At 60.0% G+C, this 15,565-nt stretch carries 16 protein-coding genes; 8 read left to right on the top strand and 8 right to left on the bottom strand.

Annotation, left to right across the window (positions count from 1 at the left end):
* Nucleotides 1-34: 34 nt before the first annotated feature.
* The 4 genes from mobF to ACQGNW_RS04665 form a co-directional block, all read right to left on the bottom strand.
* On the bottom strand, nucleotides 35-3,055 hold the full coding sequence (gene mobF / locus ACQGNW_RS04650; RefSeq protein ID WP_426661947.1) for a MobF family relaxase: 3,021 nt from the start codon (nucleotides 3,053-3,055) through the stop codon (nucleotides 35-37).
* Nucleotides 3,052-3,459, bottom strand: coding sequence for a hypothetical protein (locus ACQGNW_RS04655; protein WP_426661948.1), 408 nt, complete (start codon nucleotides 3,457-3,459; stop codon nucleotides 3,052-3,054). Before ACQGNW_RS04655 ends, mobF begins: the two co-directional genes overlap by 4 nt.
* Before the next feature lie 381 nt (nucleotides 3,460-3,840).
* Nucleotides 3,841-4,164, bottom strand: a complete 324-nt coding sequence (locus tag ACQGNW_RS04660; RefSeq protein ID WP_426661949.1) for a type II toxin-antitoxin system MqsA family antitoxin — start codon at nucleotides 4,162-4,164, stop codon at nucleotides 3,841-3,843.
* A gap of 372 nt (nucleotides 4,165-4,536) precedes the next feature.
* On the bottom strand, nucleotides 4,537-4,770 hold the full coding sequence (locus ACQGNW_RS04665; RefSeq protein WP_426661950.1) for a hypothetical protein: 234 nt from the start codon (nucleotides 4,768-4,770) through the stop codon (nucleotides 4,537-4,539).
* 969 nt (nucleotides 4,771-5,739) lie between these two features.
* Here ACQGNW_RS04665 and ACQGNW_RS04670 point away from each other — a divergent pair.
* The 5 genes from ACQGNW_RS04670 (at nucleotide 5,740) to ACQGNW_RS04690 (ending at nucleotide 9,034) form a co-directional block, all read left to right on the top strand.
* The gene (locus ACQGNW_RS04670; RefSeq protein WP_426661951.1) at nucleotides 5,740-6,387 is read left to right on the top strand and encodes a hypothetical protein; all 648 of its coding nucleotides are present in this window, start codon (nucleotides 5,740-5,742) and stop codon (nucleotides 6,385-6,387) included.
* Nucleotides 6,384-7,265 (top strand): hypothetical protein, encoded by an 882-nt coding sequence (locus ACQGNW_RS04675; protein WP_426661952.1) that lies wholly within the window; start codon nucleotides 6,384-6,386, stop codon nucleotides 7,263-7,265. The genes ACQGNW_RS04670 and ACQGNW_RS04675 overlap by 4 nt, the downstream gene beginning before the upstream one ends.
* 653 nt (nucleotides 7,266-7,918) lie before the next feature.
* Nucleotides 7,919-8,161: a hypothetical protein gene (locus ACQGNW_RS04680; RefSeq protein ID WP_426661953.1), complete on the top strand. Its 243-nt coding sequence runs from the start codon at nucleotides 7,919-7,921 to the stop codon at nucleotides 8,159-8,161.
* Between the two features lie 151 nt (nucleotides 8,162-8,312).
* Nucleotides 8,313-8,846, top strand: a complete 534-nt coding sequence (locus tag ACQGNW_RS04685; RefSeq protein ID WP_426661954.1) for a hypothetical protein — start codon at nucleotides 8,313-8,315, stop codon at nucleotides 8,844-8,846.
* A 2-nt stretch (nucleotides 8,847-8,848) separates the two neighbouring features.
* Nucleotides 8,849-9,034, top strand: a complete 186-nt coding sequence (locus ACQGNW_RS04690) for a hypothetical protein (RefSeq protein ID WP_426661955.1) — start codon at nucleotides 8,849-8,851, stop codon at nucleotides 9,032-9,034.
* A 71-nt stretch (nucleotides 9,035-9,105) separates the two neighbouring features.
* On the opposite strand, the gene ACQGNW_RS04695 is transcribed toward ACQGNW_RS04690, so the two are convergent.
* The 4 genes from ACQGNW_RS04695 to ACQGNW_RS04710 all read right to left on the bottom strand — a co-directional run bounded on the left by ACQGNW_RS04695 (nucleotide 9,106) and on the right by ACQGNW_RS04710 (nucleotide 11,119).
* Nucleotides 9,106-9,471: a hypothetical protein gene (locus ACQGNW_RS04695; RefSeq protein WP_426661956.1), complete on the bottom strand. Its 366-nt coding sequence runs from the start codon at nucleotides 9,469-9,471 to the stop codon at nucleotides 9,106-9,108.
* Nucleotides 9,472-9,550: 79 nt separating this feature from the next.
* Nucleotides 9,551-9,826: a hypothetical protein gene (locus tag ACQGNW_RS04700; RefSeq protein WP_426661957.1), complete on the bottom strand. Its 276-nt coding sequence runs from the start codon at nucleotides 9,824-9,826 to the stop codon at nucleotides 9,551-9,553.
* A gap of 72 nt (nucleotides 9,827-9,898) precedes the next feature.
* Nucleotides 9,899-10,252, bottom strand: a complete 354-nt coding sequence (locus ACQGNW_RS04705) for a hypothetical protein (RefSeq protein ID WP_426661958.1) — start codon at nucleotides 10,250-10,252, stop codon at nucleotides 9,899-9,901.
* A 552-nt stretch (nucleotides 10,253-10,804) separates the two neighbouring features.
* On the bottom strand, nucleotides 10,805-11,119 hold the full coding sequence (locus ACQGNW_RS04710) for a hypothetical protein (protein ID WP_426661959.1): 315 nt from the start codon (nucleotides 11,117-11,119) through the stop codon (nucleotides 10,805-10,807).
* An 86-nt stretch (nucleotides 11,120-11,205) separates the two neighbouring features.
* Between ACQGNW_RS04710 and ACQGNW_RS04715 the strand changes: the two genes are divergently transcribed.
* The 3 genes from ACQGNW_RS04715 (at nucleotide 11,206) to ACQGNW_RS04725 (ending at nucleotide 15,454) form a co-directional block, all read left to right on the top strand.
* On the top strand, nucleotides 11,206-11,505 hold the full coding sequence (locus ACQGNW_RS04715; RefSeq protein ID WP_426661960.1) for a hypothetical protein: 300 nt from the start codon (nucleotides 11,206-11,208) through the stop codon (nucleotides 11,503-11,505).
* 159 nt (nucleotides 11,506-11,664) lie between these two features.
* Nucleotides 11,665-12,531, top strand: a complete 867-nt coding sequence (locus ACQGNW_RS04720) for a site-specific integrase (protein ID WP_426661961.1) — start codon at nucleotides 11,665-11,667, stop codon at nucleotides 12,529-12,531.
* A gap of 280 nt (nucleotides 12,532-12,811) precedes the next feature.
* The gene (locus tag ACQGNW_RS04725; RefSeq protein WP_426661962.1) at nucleotides 12,812-15,454 is read left to right on the top strand and encodes an N-6 DNA methylase; all 2,643 of its coding nucleotides are present in this window, start codon (nucleotides 12,812-12,814) and stop codon (nucleotides 15,452-15,454) included.
* Nucleotides 15,455-15,565: the final 111 nt, after the last annotated feature.

Raw genomic sequence — 15,565 nt, forward strand, 5'->3', positions numbered from 1 at the left:
GGCCTTGCGCAGCTTTTTCAGCACGCGGGGGAGATCAGCCCCACGCGGGGCCGTCATCGTGCGAGGGTTCATGTCCCGGCTCGGGAGCGGGCGCCGGCGAGTCGGTGACTTCCGGTTGTGGTTCGGGCGTCGCCGGCACGGGCTCTGGCGTGGGTGTTGGGGAGCCAGCGATTTCCGGCAGGGGTTCCGGCGCCACCGACACCGACTCTGGTGTTGGCGCGGTCGAAGGTTCCGGCGGGGTTGGCGCGGGCCCCTGCGGCTCGCGGTATTCGGCGAGCTTGCCCAGTTCGTACGGTGCGGTGACGGTTTGCTCGTTCGGCCGTACCAGCGCAGTGGCCTTCTGGCCGGTGTTGCGCTCCAGCGTGGCGGCCAGCGCGTCGCGGTTGTCGGTCACGACCGTGAATTTTTCGCGGGCGCGACTTAGCGCGACGTACATCGATTTCAGAGAGGAAAGATTTTCGCGGCGGCTTTCGAGGTGCCCGATGGCCTTTGCGTAATCTTGCCCCTGGGCCTGGTGAACGGTCTGGGCGTAGCCGTAGTCGAGCTGTTGCGGGGTGTTCCGGGCGATGGCCATTTCGACGCCGCCGGCATCGCGCACGATGATTTCGCGGTCTTTAACCGCAACGACATCGAGGGGTGTTCCGGTTTTGATTACAGCGTCACCGCCGCCGTGGATCTTTTCTGCGTCGAGCGATGCTTTGGCAACCAGTTTGTCACCTTCGGCGACAGCCAGTTCGCGTTTGCCCGAGTAGACCTGAAAGCTCGATGTCTTGCGCGGGTCAAACTTCCACTCATACTCGCCGCGGCCGCGCTGCAGCTTCACCACCACCATGCCATTTTCGATGCGCGCGACCTCGCCGCGTTCTCCACGCATCGGCCCGAACTCGTATCTGCGGTCGGCTTCGAGAATCCATCCCGGCTGGTACCGCGCGGCTTGTCTGAGCGCAGCGGGGGTGAGTTCGGATTTTTCCAGCACCGTGATGGTGACTTCCTCGCGGCCCAGCTCGCCGCGTTCGCGGCGTGCGGCGCGGATCGCGTCGTTGATCTGTTCGCGGTCGTCCTTGCCGGGCGCGATGACAAGCGTTTCTTCCCGCTCCTTCGAGGACTGGCTCATGTATTGCCGCGTGATTTCTGCAACCCGCTCAACCCGGGTTTTTGCCTCAATCACTGGGACTTTCGACAGCGCCGCCTGCACCTCGCCGCGAAGCGAGTCATAAACCGCTTCGCGGAGCTGTGGGTCTTGCTGACGCTTGATGTCGGTGAGGTCAGCACTTCCGAGCTTCGAGCGCAACTGCTCGAAGGCCTCGCCGGCCTCTACAGAGCCGAGCTGTTTAGTGTCGCCGACGAGAACGACGCTGGCGTGCTCGCGCTCAGCTTTGGACAGCAGGCGCTGCATGTCGCGTGCGGACACCATGCCAGCTTCGTCGACGATCCAAAGCTCACGCTTGCTGCCGGAGGTGGGCGGGGCGCGGTCAGAATCGAATGGTGAGCGCAGCGCGTCCCTGTGCAGGTGGCTGGCAACCGTGGAATGCCCGGTGGCTTGGATGGAGTCACCAAGTTTTTGGGCCGCAGCATTTGTTGGCGCCATGGCTCGGACGGAGTAGCCCTCACGCTCGGCCGCGTCCCGCACGCACGCGAGCACGGAGGACGTTTTCGCCGTCCCGGCATGGCCGTGGAGTACGTGGATGCTTTTCGCTTCGGTCAGGATGGACGTTGTGGCGGTGCGCTGTTCGTCGCCGAACTCCCGGCCATTGGTGATTTCAGTCCGCCGGATCGCCTCAGCCGCAGCGCGATGGAGTTGGCCAGCCGTCGCGGTTTCCGGCCCGCCGATGGTTGCCGCGCGGCTTCGTAGCACTTCGGCCGAGCGAAGCATCTTCGTCTCGGTTTCGATGCCGGCGCGCGTGGTGAAGCCAGCAGTTAGCGTGCGACGGCCGCCGGTCGCGCGTTCCTGCACGTCGCGGTGCTGCAACTCGCCTTTCTTGGCGAGGTCGCCGATGGCCTCCCGGATCTGCTCACTATTCGCACGGCCCTCTGCGAAAAGCCGGGCCGCGTGTTCCAGTGCGCGCACAGAAAAGCGGGCATCGCGCTCGCCCAGATGCTCGGCAGCCTGCCGCACTGCCACGACCGCAGCCGCAGCCTTGGTGGGATCGCGCACGGGCGGCAGGGGAAGTGGTCGCTGGGTGGGTTCGTAGCCGATGGCCCGCGCCTGCTTGAGCCACTGTGCCCGAAGCTCGGTGTGGTCGGCCGGTTCTTTGTCGCGGCGGGTTTGTAACGCGGCCTCTTGCTTCTGCGCCGCCGTTGCGGTTTCGCGCGTCAAGCCGTGGGCGATGAGCCACGCGTCGGTTTGCGCCCGCCGCGAGGAAAACTGGTCACGGATGGCTTGTGGGACACTGCCAAGTTCCATTTCTGGGTGTCCCTTGTCGTTGATTCGCCATTCGACGGCATACCCGAGCTGTCGTGCTTCAGCAGCCAACTCGCCGGCATAGATCGCGCCGGCCTCCGCCTGCGCGCGGTACAGCTCGCGGCTGTCCAGGGCTCGCCATTCGCCAGTGAGTGGGTCGCGGGTGGTGTTAGAGATGACTACGTGTGTATGCAACTGTGGCTCTTGCTCGCGGCTGGTCGAGTGGCGGAAGGTCGCCGCCACCATGCCGGCGCCGTGGCGCCACTCGTACCCCTCGCCGCCTGCACCGCGCTGGCGTGTCACGATGGCATGCTTCTCAATCCACTCTAGTGCCCGCGCGACAGCGCGCTCGTGCGCCGCAATCAAACGCTCATTGCCACCCATCAGAGCGGCCACGCTGACGGATTTAGGCGCACTGAACGTCACGTCCCAGCCAGGGGTGTGCCGGCCCGCCTTGCCCCCGCCGTTGGCCAGAACGTCCGCAAAAACCCGTGCCTGGCGCTGGCTGGTCATCGGGCCAGCCAAGTTGAGTTCGGCTGCGCCGTGCCCATAGAAGGCGGCGGGAGCGCCTCCGCCTTCGAGGTAGTAGTCGTCTTTCTCGCTGTAATAGCTCAGCGCTGCGCCGGCGTTGGCGATCTTTTTCAGCGTAATCATGGCGCCACCGTGGCGCCGTTCGAGGGCACGCCACTCGTGGTCGATTTACCGCGGACGTGCTCAAGGAAGGACGAAAGTTGCGCCTTGGTTGGGCGCTCTTCGAGCGCCGTGGCCAGGTTCGCAATATTGGACGACAGCGCGGCGAGGTCAGTAGCCAGCCGGTCGCCCAGTTGGCCGATAGCTGCACTGATGGCGACCTCGACCACGCTCTGTAGCTGCCGCTCGATCTGGATGGCCAACGCATCGACATCACGCTGCTGGCGTACCAGGTTGAGGAAATATGCTGCTGGGGAGGTGGCACCAGCCGACTTTGTGGCCTGCTGGATCTCGGCCACCTCGCGCGCGGCGAGCCGCAGGTGCAAACGTCCGCGCGGGGACTTGGTTCGGGTCGTGGATGGGCTCATGTCGGCTCCAAATCCGTGCTGGAAAGGGCACGGTTCGGAACCTATGCAGCGGCCTTGCGCAGTTTTCTGGCTGGCGCCTGTTTCGCTCTAGCGAGTGGCGTCACTTGCAATCCGTGCGGAAACGTGGCGCCACGTTCTGTGGACAGGCGTTGTCTAGAAGGCTTGTTGCAACAAGATGTGCTGGCGTCGCTTGTGGCGCCAGATCGTCCGCGTGATGCACCGGAGTCCGGGCAAAGTGCCACCGGTGATGGCGCCACGGTAAACCGCCTCGCGGTGCGGGTTTGCGGGCTTTTGCTTCGGCTTTTGGTGCCGCAGGCGTGCATGGTGTGTGAGCTTCAAGGGGCGGAGCCACTTGGAGCGCATGAGGGCGCTTGCGCCCGGTCAAACTGGGTGCCCACCAAAGGTGGGCGATTGTGCCCAGCCAACGATGGGTCGGTGATCAGAGGTCACGGCGCGGCGGACATTCGTGACGTGGGTAAACGGATCGACTGCGCCCTGTCGGTGATGGGAACCGCGACCGGTGGGAGCCAGGGGGGGAAATCGCTGTTTCGTACGATCCAGTGACAGGCCGACATGTCGATCCATCATCGACATGCTGACGCGCGTTGACTCGGTCGCATCGAGGATCACTTCCCCGCAGCTCGGGCAGAAGTCACCGGTGACGTCAGGGATGTGGGTGGATTCGCCCTTGTAGGTATAGGGCATGTCGCGAGTGTCGCGTACGAGTTCTGCGCCTGCACGATGGACATTTCGTGTTCAAAGCTCCTCAAAGAAATCGATTATTCCGGCGCCAAATTGGCGCCGTCATAATGAGGGCTGCTTATAGTACATAGTATGTAGTACATACCACATACTATATGCCATGCAGTATGTACTACATGGTCTGGCACATAGTGCGGAGTTGACGTGGTGCTCTTTGGTTGCCGCCTCGCGCAATGCGCAGGTCAACTTTCGTTACACATCAACAGGAATTGAATGTGCTCAATCCTTCGATACCGCTCATCTCTTGTTGAATGAGTGTCATCATCGAATTGTCTTGAAAATATCCATATTCGTTGAATGCGTGCTAAAAAAACTTCACGGAAGATTGAAAATATCTGCGAATTTTTGTTGCATTTGAGACGCTGAAAAATATAATGAAGACATGCTTGCGTCGCGCAACGAAATCAGAATGGCCGCACTTGCAGCTTCGGGTGCGGCATCCGTGCGCGTGAGGGTTGGCGGCGGCGTTTGCGTTCCACGGCCCGGGAAATTGGCGCCATCGGCGTCGCGTGCTTGGCGACGGTGATTTGCGCCAAGTTTTTGCCGCACGTCGCCGATCTGGTCGGTGCGGTTGCACTAGCGGTGGTTGGGTTTTGTTGGGTGCCCCCAGTGACTCGACTCCACGCCCTCGCCGCGATGGGCCAATGGCTATGCGCTCTACTGGGCCTAGACGCGCCGTCGATGGCCCGCGCTCGTCGCTCGCAGACACCGAGCGCGCGCGCGCGTAGCGCGCACGAGGCTTGTGCCGCTTTTGCACTCGCCTTGGCCGACGACTTGGCGCGGCGCCTCGCCGCGCAGCGGCTTGCAACTCTCGGGGCCATTGCCGCCACCGCCCAACCTCGCCTCGCCACCTCGCTGGTGGCCGGTTTCGCTGCGACCAGCGCAGCGTAAACCAGTAGATCTCTAGATCCCTATCTCTGGCCGCTGCGCGTTGAGCGCGGCGGCTTTTTTGCGCGCTGGCGTTCCGCGCGGCGGTTTTGCCTAGCGAGGCCAAAACCATGCAATCCACTTCAGCGCCCTCAGAGCGTCGTCTGGTCACCCCGGCGCAAGCTCTGTACTCACCTGAATTCCTTGCACTACCACTGCCCGCCAAGCCCGACCAGGCTGCCGGGCTTTTGATCGCCCGCCATCGCTTTCCGCTGCCCACTGTGCTGGTTATGGGGCGTCGGATGGTGCTGGTTTCCGACATTCATGCCTTCGTGGACGCGCTTCGGCCACAACCGCCCACGGTTCATGTGCAGCCTTGTCGCAGGCGTGGACGTCCAACCAATGCTGAGGCGGCTACTCGTAGAGCTGCTGCGCTTGTAGGGGAGGTAGGCCAGAAGCCACGCCGGCTACCACGCCGGCTAGACAGTGGGTGGCCCGACGGTGTGGTAGGGGAGGACATCCACCGCTTCATTGACTCGCTGAGTTCGGTTGAACCTATGCCGGATCATGAGCCACGCCGACAACGTGGGCGGATGAGCAAGGCAGAAATAGAGGCACGACAGGCTGCTGCACGCGCTGGGGAGGTGGGTCATGACTGACCACAGCTACCCCATTGCCGTCCAGCGTGCGTTGGATGAGCTGCTGCCTGCGGCGCGGGCTGCCGCGCTGGCTCAGTTGCCATTTGCCCGTGGGTTGGATGACCAGCTCACGGTGGTAGCCGACGCTTGGCTGCGTTGCGCGGCGGGCAGCGACGCCACCGGTGCGACGAGATGGATCGCCAGTGGACGCCAGCGCGAGGCGCTGGACAACCGCCGTGCGGGTCGCGCGATGGAATTCACAGATGACAGTCTGCCTTTTGGCCTGGGCGAGCCGACGTTGGCCGAGCAAGATCCGATGGCCGCCCTGCTCGCGATGGAGGCGGCGGAGGTGTACCAAGGCGAATTGCGTGCAGTTGGAATTGCCGTGGATGCTGCACCAGCGACTATCGAGCTGCTGCCGAGCTTACCGGTGGAAGAGACTGCGCGGCGGTGCCGCCGAAGCCTGCGCGCTGTGCAGTCGCACATGCGTTGGTTGCTAGTGTGTGAATTGGCAGGGCAGCTCACATTGCCCCGCGTGCCGCGCGCCATGGAAGTTTTCCGTGCTCGTGGGCTGGGGGTATATGTTGGCAAACTTGAACCGCCTAGCTTGGCGGCCATCTATGAGCCGTTCCACATTCGCATGCTAGGGGACGTGGCATGACGACACTGTATGTCCGCGCCCGTTCCGGCGTACATGTTCTCATGACACCCTCAGCTACGGTTCGCGACGCCCGTTTGAGCTACCGCGCGGCGGGAGTGTTATCACGCATGTTGGACAATGCGGAGGGGTTTGGGATGACTGCGGAGGATCTGGCCGCAGAGCGGCCAGAGAAAGAGGGGCGCGATGCAATCCGCACTGCGCTGCGTGAACTTCGCGCAGCGGGGTACATCCAGCAGCGCGCCAAGATGGGGGCAGGTGGTCGCTTTTCCGGGAAGGTGACGCTGGTCTATGACACCCCCCAACGCCTCGATGACGACGGAAGGCCTGAAAATCCGCCCGCTGGATTTCCGCCCGCTGGAAAGCCGTCATACAAAAGCAGTAAGGGCACAAACGAAGTAAAAACATCAAAAGCAGCAGCATCGCGCGCGCGCGACCCTGCTAGTGCTGCTGCTGGCGAATCGCAGCAGCAGCAAAAGTCGAGTCCGACGAGCAAGGTTCGGCACGTGCGACCCAGCGGCATCGTCTGCTGGGTAGACCTCGCTCGGGGTCTGGACGACCTCCCAGAAGCGGAAATAATCGAAGCCAATGCCACGCCCGCCGAGATACAGGATGCAGTGACCGAAGTGGAGGCAACCGGCAAGAGTCCAGTACCTGGCTTGGTCTGGGCGTCGATATTGCGGCGGCGCGCCGCGCTGGAAATAGCGGCGCGCGTCAAGGCCCGCGAGGCAGTGGGGCCGCTGGCTGAAGCCAAGCGGCGGCAAGCAGAGAGGGAGCGGCGCGAGGCAGACCCAGCGGCGCGTCAGGCTGGCCTTGATGCTGCTCGCAAGGCAGCCGCGGAGCTGGGCTTTAGGGCGCCGGCTGCGGGTCTGGAAGCGTAAGGCGTCCGCAGCCCACAGCCGGTGATCTCCATGTCGCAAGAAGAAGACACAGACGCATGCCCCATGTGCGGTGGTGAAGGGGGCTGGCCCCATCCATTGAGACCAGGCGGCCGGGAAACCTGCAAACCATGCCGTGGAACAGGCAGGTGCCCGCCACCTAGCGACGACACGGCTAAGGGTTCGCCCTCGGGGTCAACCCTTCACTAAAAGGCTGCTCAGTGGCGGCACATGAGTGAGTTTGACCGCGCATGCGAGCTACGGATCAGATCGAAAACCATGGTCGCGATGAGCAGCATGCCAAGCAGGGCAGCTGCCATTGCAGCAGCCCTCGGTAGGCACGATGTGGGAAGAAGGCCGACAGCCCACAAGATCAACAGTCCGGTAGCGACCATCGGCACGATGAATGTGCATAGCTCTTTGGACTTGCTCATAAGTGCCTCACACGATGAAGGTGAGGAGTATTCTAATCCCACTTTGTGAGTGTAATACGTTGAAATGTGTGCATTTTGTTGTGCGTCTTTCTTGGCCGATTTCGGCGCATCCGATTTAGACAGAAAAACTTTGCAGGGATGATAATAAGAGTTATCAACCCTCATGGGTCTCTGGTCTGCCGGGTGTTCCGGATCGGAACACCCGGTAGGAGAAGCCTTCACATGTCAAACACCTACGACGATTCAATCAGGATCACCGCGCGTGCGCGTGAAGCACTGGTCGAGCTAGGGCGCTACTTCGGCGGCTCCGAAGAAAGGGCTTTTGAGGTGGCTATCAACCGTCTGCATGTTCAGCTCATCCCCCGGGAGGAAGGGGAGCTGACGGATGTGGACTTTTGCCAGTCGCTGCCTGATAAGCCAGAAGGCCTTGTGGAGTCGGTGCATAGACTTCCTGGCTGCAACTGACTGGATTTCAGTGAGCGGTGTGAGGTGTTCCGGGCCGGAACACCTCGTTGGCCTATCGATGGATGCTTGAGCTAAACCGGGTGTTCCAGCCCGGAACATCCGGCAAATACCAGCCGGCATGCACCAAAAAGCTTGGAGGGGTTAAATCATCATGATGCGGCGAGCATCCGTTATTTTGTTTTGTTTTACTTTGGTTTTCGGGGTCTTGGTGCCGACTGGAATTTTGATCTGGCAGTCATTCGCACCAACTGTTGCCATTTCGTCTAGTGACATTGGTGAATTTGTTTCAGCAAATTCAACCCCTGGTGGCCTGTTTTCACAGAATTTCTCAAGTGTCCAGTCGACGTCTGGTACCGTCACCATTGAAGGCGCGATATCGGTTGCCAAAGGGCAAAAGTTGGTATTAAGAACGATTAACAAGCAAGGCGTGCAGCTCTGTGTAGGAGACGACCTGGGTTCATGCGTTCAACTTGCCAGCCCATGGTTTGGCCCAATGAAGCCCGCACCTCAGAGTGGAGATGCCTACGATTTTCAGCGTTATGGCTTAACGACGCCGAATGTTCAATCTTGGCTCAAGACAGGGTTTTTAGTTTTGTTCGCTCTCTCTTTGCTCTTAGTGGAATCTATTGTTTTTCCTGCTAGCAAGTTGAGTAAAAAGAAGAGGTCGAAGAGACGGAGGTATTGACGATGAGTAAAAACCTGCAAGCCGCTTTGCAAGGTGCCTTGGCTGGGATCATGGAAACTCCCCGCGGGTTCTTCGCGCCCGGCATTGTCTTTTTCAGATGGGCGATGGGAGTCACGGATTCTGTTCTTGGTGAAGCCGCGGCGCAACCCGAAAGTAAAGAGCCACCGACAGAAGCCGATGGCTTCTAAACTGGAAGGTGTCCCGGCCCGGAACACCCTTGGTGAAGATACGCGCCCCGGTCGTCGGCCTGCGCCTGACTCTATGCGTCGGCTTCTGCCTGACACTCGCCGGATAGGGCCAGACTCGCGGGGCAACGATAAGTTTGCGCGCAAACTGCGCAGACGGTGGAAGCGTGCGACGCGTCTACGTGTAGGTGCTGGACGACGGCAATGCCTGGGTCGCCGAGATGGATCTCACGCCACCCCAGTCGCTCGGCCTGGTACAGGCGGAATTGCATGATCGACTCCACGACGTGCCGCAATTCGGGATGCTTGCGGGCTTCCTCGGCGGTGATGGTCAGAGAGCCATAGTCGGTGTCGATGGTAAAGCCGTTCGCCATCGCAGGGATGTGACGATTCAACGCATAGCTGGCGGCGAAAGCAGCATCTTGTGCAACGGTGTTCATGGTGAACCCCTTCTGTTGTGGTGTGCACATGTATGCAGCGACGTTGCGCAGGTTTTGCATTGGCGGCCTTTGGGATGGGTCAAGGCGCCGATTGACCCGGGATGCATGTCGTATTCGTGCCATCCGTCTTGAGCCAGGCGCACGACTTAGATGCCGGCGCGTAGGTGGCTTCCGATTGCGGGTGACTAAACTCGTGGATCACGGCGCGCTGCTCTTCTTGGTGCTGCATAACCACGTGTAACAGGTGGTTGCCACCGACGAATAACACGGCAACCAACAACGCCAGACACAGCTCGCGTGCGTAGTAGTGGACGAAATCGAAGGCGCCGGAAAAGAAATCGATGATGGTGTTCATGGAAAGCTCCTGTGAGGTGGGCAGCGCTATGCAACGGGCTTGCGCAGTTCGCGCAAGCCACGAGGGAGCTGATCAGCCGTAGGCCGTCCAATGGTCGACGGGCCAGACACGCAGGCCATCGACCACGGCCAGTGGTTCGATCTTGCTGGCACGCTGGAAGCTCGACAGGCGCACGGTGTTGCTCGAACCATCAACCTTGCAGCGCATTGGCTCGCCCGTGAACTTGCCTGGCACCGGCGTGCAGTCGCCCACCATCGAGCCGGTAGCCTGTCGGTGTGCGGCGATGGGGCGCAGCGTGACTTGCGTGCGACCGTGGCACGCGGTGACCTCGTAGTAGTCCACGTTGATGGTGCCGGTGAATTGCGTGCGGCGTGCCTGGTCGCGCTGCTCAGTCGTCATGCTGGCGGGATGCATCGTGGTGGTCATGGCTGTGCCTCTTGGTCGTGAGTGCCGGAGCGTCTGCGGCCGGATGGCCGCGGATGCTTCGGTACGGAGACCGAAGCGGCTGGAGCGGGCGGCGATGTCAAGGAGGGCGAGCGAAGCGAGCAACGGAGGCTGGCGCGGCGCCGTTGGAGGCGAGCGACGCGCAGCGGCGGGAGGCGCCTACGGCGAGGGAGCAGCGTGCAAGCCGTAGGCGCGGCAGGCTGCCCCAGATGGAGGGCGCAATGGCGCGGGAGCGAAGCGACACGGGCGCCCGACTGACACGGGCCGTAGTGGCCCTTGACGGCGACGAACGTGGAAGCCAAGGGGAACCGCCCGGCGTAGCCGGGTGGGGAGTAGGCCGCACTGGCGGCCGAATCCCCGCAGGCCCGCACACGGGCGCCGTTACCGGCGAGCGTCGCGTAGCGGCGGGAGGCGGTGTATCGGCGCAGGAGCACTGCGCGGAGCGCGGTGCCCTGTCTGCGGTATCACGAACCGGTGATTCGGATAGGTGCGCACCTGGTGCGGCACTAGGTGCAGAGGTGAAACAGTGGCCTGTTAGCGACGATGATCGGCTTCGATCAATGCGGATACGCGGCGCTCGATGTCCATCCGGTTGTGCTCTGGAGCGATTGCTGCACCATTGGGCAACACCACTAAGGGGCGCTGGCTGTCGAACATATTTGCAGGGGGGAGCGTCCCGATGGTCGCACCTCGGGTTTGGAGTTCAGTTCCCAACCTCTCAAACTCGGCGAACACCGTATCGTGCAGGTGCTCACGGTTGGGTACGGCGAACGCTTTGACAACATCGCGCAAGAGATAGAACTCCACAGCAAGCCGCCTGATTTCTTGCGTCTCTTCCGAGGTGGTCATGTGCCGTAATCCGTGAACCTTCGAGCAGATTGACATGGTGCTCATCACGGTGGGGTTCAAGAGCTGGAAGGGCGGGATTTGGCGGGGTGGATGTTTTCAACATCTGCAAAGAGGTGGTGCGGTTGTCCGTGCTGCGCACACAGGCGAAACTTGTCCCGTCGAACCTAATCCGGTGGGTGCGTATGAAGAAGTCAGAAACGGAGTTGATCGATAAAGAGGCCGACAAGCTGGCGGCGTCTGGAAAGTACGCCAACGCGCTCGGCGTTGAGCAGGCGCTCACGCGGGCGGGCCGCAAAAATGTCCGGTCGGCGCTGGGGGACTTTCGGCGGCGGGAGTTGGACGAAATCTGTCGGCAGGCACAAGAGCAGAACAAGGGCGAGGCGTAAGGAGTTTCCGCTTCAATCACAAGGCGTCCCGTCCGGTCGGAGGCGGGTCGATGCCGAGGATGTCGTCGCAACTCACCGTTGCGCCGCCGATCTCGCGGCTGTCGTCCTTGTGGTGCCAGCAGTACGCCCGCCCCGAAAGGCGCTGTGCGAGAGAAGTCGGTGATCGGCCTGTGGCGTCAGACACCGTTGTCCAAGCGCGCCATGGCCACTATCCGCAGCGGCGACATCGCGCAGCAGCGCGACACATGGTTGTCCGCTGGGCTGGCGCCCGCGACCGTGCTGCGCCGTTTGGCACGGCTTTCTCACCTGTTCAACACGGCACGCAAGGAATGGGGCATGGAAAGCCTCTCAAACCCGGTCGAGCTGGTGCGCAAGCCCGCACCCAACAATGCGCGTACACGCCGTGTTGTTGCGCTTCCGTCTGCAGCCAAGGGGCGCAGCAAAGGCCGCATGGAGGACGAGCTTGCGCGCATCGTCACGGCAAGCGGTTCGCGAGTGCTGCCGGCGATCATTACGCTGGCCGTTGAGACGGCGATGCGACGCGGCGAAATCGCCGCGCTGCACTGGGAGAACATCGACCTCGGGCGCCGCGTGGTGCACCTCCCAGAGACGAAAAACGGCAATGCGCGCGATGTGGCATTGTCTACGGTGGCGGTGGACGTGCTGGCGGGATTGTTGCCTGCGAGTGCTCGCACTGCCGGCCGGAGCGATTCGCCGACTGTGCCACCCACGCTGCGTGGCCCTGTCTTCGCGATGCATCCCGACGGTATTACGCAGGCCTTTGAGCGGGCGCTGCAGCGCGCCCGCGCCGTGTACCTGGAAGAATGCGCGGAGCACGACCGGACTCCGGATCCGGCGTTCCTGCGAGATCTCCGATTCCATGATCTGAGCCACGAGGCGACCAGCCGCCTTGCCTCGCGGTTCCAGCTCCACGAGCTGGTAAAGATAACGGGGCACAGGGATACACGGATGCTGCTCCGCTACTACCACCCGGATGCAGCCGTCCTTGCCAAACGACTGCGCTGATTCGCGTCGGTGGTCAGGAAAAGATTGCACCGCGGCCGCTCTGGGGCCTCTAATTCCCCGGGGCTGCCGCGGCGCTTGCCCACGATGGTCACCGCAAGAGCTAGTCGAAGTGAGCGAAGGACTGAACTGGTCGGCTCTGATTGATTCGGCCGAATTACGCGTATTACGGGCAGCCGCCGGTGAACCTCTGCTTGTGGGTGCTACACTCATCCCAGAGCCCTTCTGGTAGCTACTGTCTGCGCACGGAAAGGCGACGCATAGCATTACCGGATCCCAAATCGTGAGCGAAGAACTTCTCCAGACCACTCCGCAGTCGATTGGCAAGTACGAGTATTTCAAGCTCGGTGCCACGACGCTTGGGCAGTTGGTCGCCCATGGAAAAATCAAGAAGACGGCTGCCGTCGCTAAACTCTTGGCCAAGAAGCCGGACGGAATCCTGACTCATCTCGGACGAGTCATTGCGGTCATTGAATACAAGCAGCCTTCAACGCTGAGGACTGCTGACCAAATCCGCAAGGCTATTGAGCAAGAAATTGATGTTGCGAAAGCGCTGTGCAACGTGCTTATTGTGACAGATGGTTCGAAGACCATTTGGGTTAACGCGCAGCGTGCCGAACGCATCCAAGACCGGTCAGGCAATGAATTGGCAGCCGTGTTCCATCCGCAGAACATCGGAAACGTCAATCAGCTTGAATTTATTCTTGATCAAATCCGTTCTTCGATCGACAAAAAGAACAGCAAGCTGGCCAGCACGACTGTAATTGACCCTACGCCTCTCGCCAGTCGGCTATGGCAGACCATTTGGGTGGCTACTGGGAAATCGCCTGTAAAGTGTCTTTACAACGTCGTTGAGCTTTTCATCTTCAAGTTCTTGAGTGACCTGAAGGTTCTGGACGCTGACTATGCCTTTGCGAAGGTCTATGAGCGCTCAAAGGTGAGTGAGGAAAAGGCGCTCGAGTTCTACGCTCGTAACACACGGCGCGAGATATTGAAGCTGTTTCCGAAATCAAAGACCGACGAGACCACCATCATCAATGGCACTATCTTTGTCACCGAGACCGGCGCTCCAAATCTGACGCAGGCGAAACTGTTTGCGCGTTCTCTAGAGCATCTAAATCGTTACGGCGACGAGTTCGGGAGCCTTACGAAAATCGATAAGCAGTTCAAGACAAAGCTGTATGAGAGCTTCTTGAACCAAGAAGTTGAAGCGATGGGGCAATACTTCACCCCGCGTGCCATCGTGCAATCTGTGCTTAGAATGGGCGCGTTCGACGACCCTGGCTACTCGTTCGCTGGCAAGCGATTTTGCGACCCATTTTGCGGCGTGGGTGGCTTTCCGCTGGAACTCCTCAACATCAATGAGGGGATGCAAAATGCCCTCAAGCCCAAGGAATCCGGCAAAATAGAGCCAAACTTTACCTTGCATGGATTTGACAAGGGTTTTGAGCGTGACGATGAGCGCACGATCATCCTGGCCAAAGCCAATATGCTCATCTATATCGCAGAGATTCTCTTTGCGCATCCACAATGCACGCAATCATTCGCCGATTTGTTCAATTCAACGTTTCGTCTGTTCAAGGATAACCTCGGGACGTTCGGGCACATCATCAAGGATGAGAGTGAGAAGTATGATGTGATTCTGAGCAATCCGCCTTATGTGACCAGTGGTTCAAGCATCATCAAGGAAGAGTTGCAGAGTAAAGCCGAGACCAAGGAGGCATACAAGATTAACGCCCTTGGCTTGGAAGGCCTTTCAATGGAATGGATTGTTAATTCGCTCAAAGCGGGCGGCAGGGCCTTTGTGGTCATACCGGACGGTATTCTTGGTCGAGCCAAAGGTGACAAGTTGCGCGAGTTCATGCTCGAGCGTTGTTTCCTGGATGGGATTGTTGCGCTTCCGCCACGCACGTTCTTCTCGAACGCTGAGTTAACCTATATCTTGGCTCTGACGCGGAAGCCCGAGCCCGTGGATGGCCATTGGATAAGGCAAACCGCACCCGTGTTCACCTATTTGGTCACGAACATCGGCGAACGACTGACCAGCGTTAGGCGAGAAGCAATTGATGAGAACGACCTCCCCGAAATGGAGAAGTTGTTCAAGGTATTCATGGGCTCCAAGACCTCGTCCAAGGCGATGCTGGAGCGAGAAAGCCCTCGGTGCAAAATCCAGCCTTTCGATAAATTTAAGAAACCCAATCACTGGGTGGTTGACCGCTGGTGGAACAAGGAGGAACGGGTCAAACTTGGCCTTGCCGAGGAAATGAAGGCGGTCTCTGCAGAAGAAATCACCAAGGACATGCTTGACCTTCAAGTAAAATTGCGTGCCGTCAAGGCGCTCTACGACAAAAATACGCAGGTCGGTGCATCCAAAGAGGTTCTTCTCGGCGATGCCGCGCTGTTTGACATGTCGATTGGGGAGCGCGTTCTTCGTAAGGATTTGTCGCAGGATGCTCAGGATGAGAGCCTTGTTCCTGTCTTCAGTTCGAACGTGTCGCAGCCGTTCGGTTACGTCGTGCATAAAAGTTTCGACAGCTACAGCGAGCCGACCATTATCTGGGGAATCGACGGAAACTTTGATTTTGCCTTGAAGCTTGAGGGTTATAAATTTTCTATCACGGACCATTGTGGCGCGTTGCGTCTTAAGAGCAGAAATATATCTGCGGAATTCCTTCTCTATGCGCTGCGGCATCAGGCGGTGATCGAGTCTTTCGACCGCTCTTTCCGCGCTTCGCTAACGAACATGAAGAAATTCGCGGTGAAAATTCCTGTTCGCGAGGATGGGAGTTTTGACCTGACGGCGCAGAAGAAGATGGCAAAGCAGTTTGCGGCGGTCGATAAAGCGCTTCTGGAACTATTGGAAGCAAAGCGGGAGTTCGACCAGAAGTTCAAACGCTTCACCGCACCCATGGCTTTCCTCGCGTAGAAGATAGGTTTGGAAGCGTCATTGCTAAGTGCGTAAGCGTGGTCGTAGCGCGGTCGGTGGCTTGCTGGAGGCGAAATGAATCATTTGGTGCCGCACCATTGCTTCACTATG

The organism is Rhodanobacter aciditrophus, assembly GCF_050026795.1.
Classification (GTDB): Bacteria; Pseudomonadota; Gammaproteobacteria; order Xanthomonadales; family Rhodanobacteraceae; genus Rhodanobacter_A.

Excerpts from the sequence above, each read along its gene's own strand:
- ACQGNW_RS04685 (WP_426661954.1), top strand. The coding sequence starts at position 8,313 with ATGATGCGGCGAGCATCCGTTATTTTGTTTTGTTTTACTTTGGTTTTC.
- ACQGNW_RS04710 (WP_426661959.1), bottom strand. The coding sequence starts at position 11,119 with ATGACCACCTCGGAAGAGACGCAAGAAATCAGGCGGCTTGCTGTGGAG.
- ACQGNW_RS04675 (WP_426661952.1), top strand. The coding sequence starts at position 6,384 with ATGACGACACTGTATGTCCGCGCCCGTTCCGGCGTACATGTTCTCATG.
- ACQGNW_RS04700 (WP_426661957.1), bottom strand. The coding sequence starts at position 9,826 with ATGAACACCATCATCGATTTCTTTTCCGGCGCCTTCGATTTCGTCCAC.
- ACQGNW_RS04680 (WP_426661953.1), top strand. The coding sequence starts at position 7,919 with ATGTCAAACACCTACGACGATTCAATCAGGATCACCGCGCGTGCGCGT.
- ACQGNW_RS04695 (WP_426661956.1), bottom strand. The coding sequence starts at position 9,471 with ATGAACACCGTTGCACAAGATGCTGCTTTCGCCGCCAGCTATGCGTTG.
- ACQGNW_RS04690 (WP_426661955.1), top strand. The coding sequence starts at position 8,849 with ATGAGTAAAAACCTGCAAGCCGCTTTGCAAGGTGCCTTGGCTGGGATC.
- ACQGNW_RS04705 (WP_426661958.1), bottom strand. The coding sequence starts at position 10,252 with ATGACCACCACGATGCATCCCGCCAGCATGACGACTGAGCAGCGCGAC.
- mobF (WP_426661947.1), bottom strand. The coding sequence starts at position 3,055 with ATGATTACGCTGAAAAAGATCGCCAACGCCGGCGCAGCGCTGAGCTAT.
- ACQGNW_RS04660 (WP_426661949.1), bottom strand. The coding sequence starts at position 4,164 with ATGCCCTATACCTACAAGGGCGAATCCACCCACATCCCTGACGTCACC.
- ACQGNW_RS04655 (WP_426661948.1), bottom strand. The coding sequence starts at position 3,459 with ATGAGCCCATCCACGACCCGAACCAAGTCCCCGCGCGGACGTTTGCAC.
- ACQGNW_RS04670 (WP_426661951.1), top strand. The coding sequence starts at position 5,740 with ATGACTGACCACAGCTACCCCATTGCCGTCCAGCGTGCGTTGGATGAG.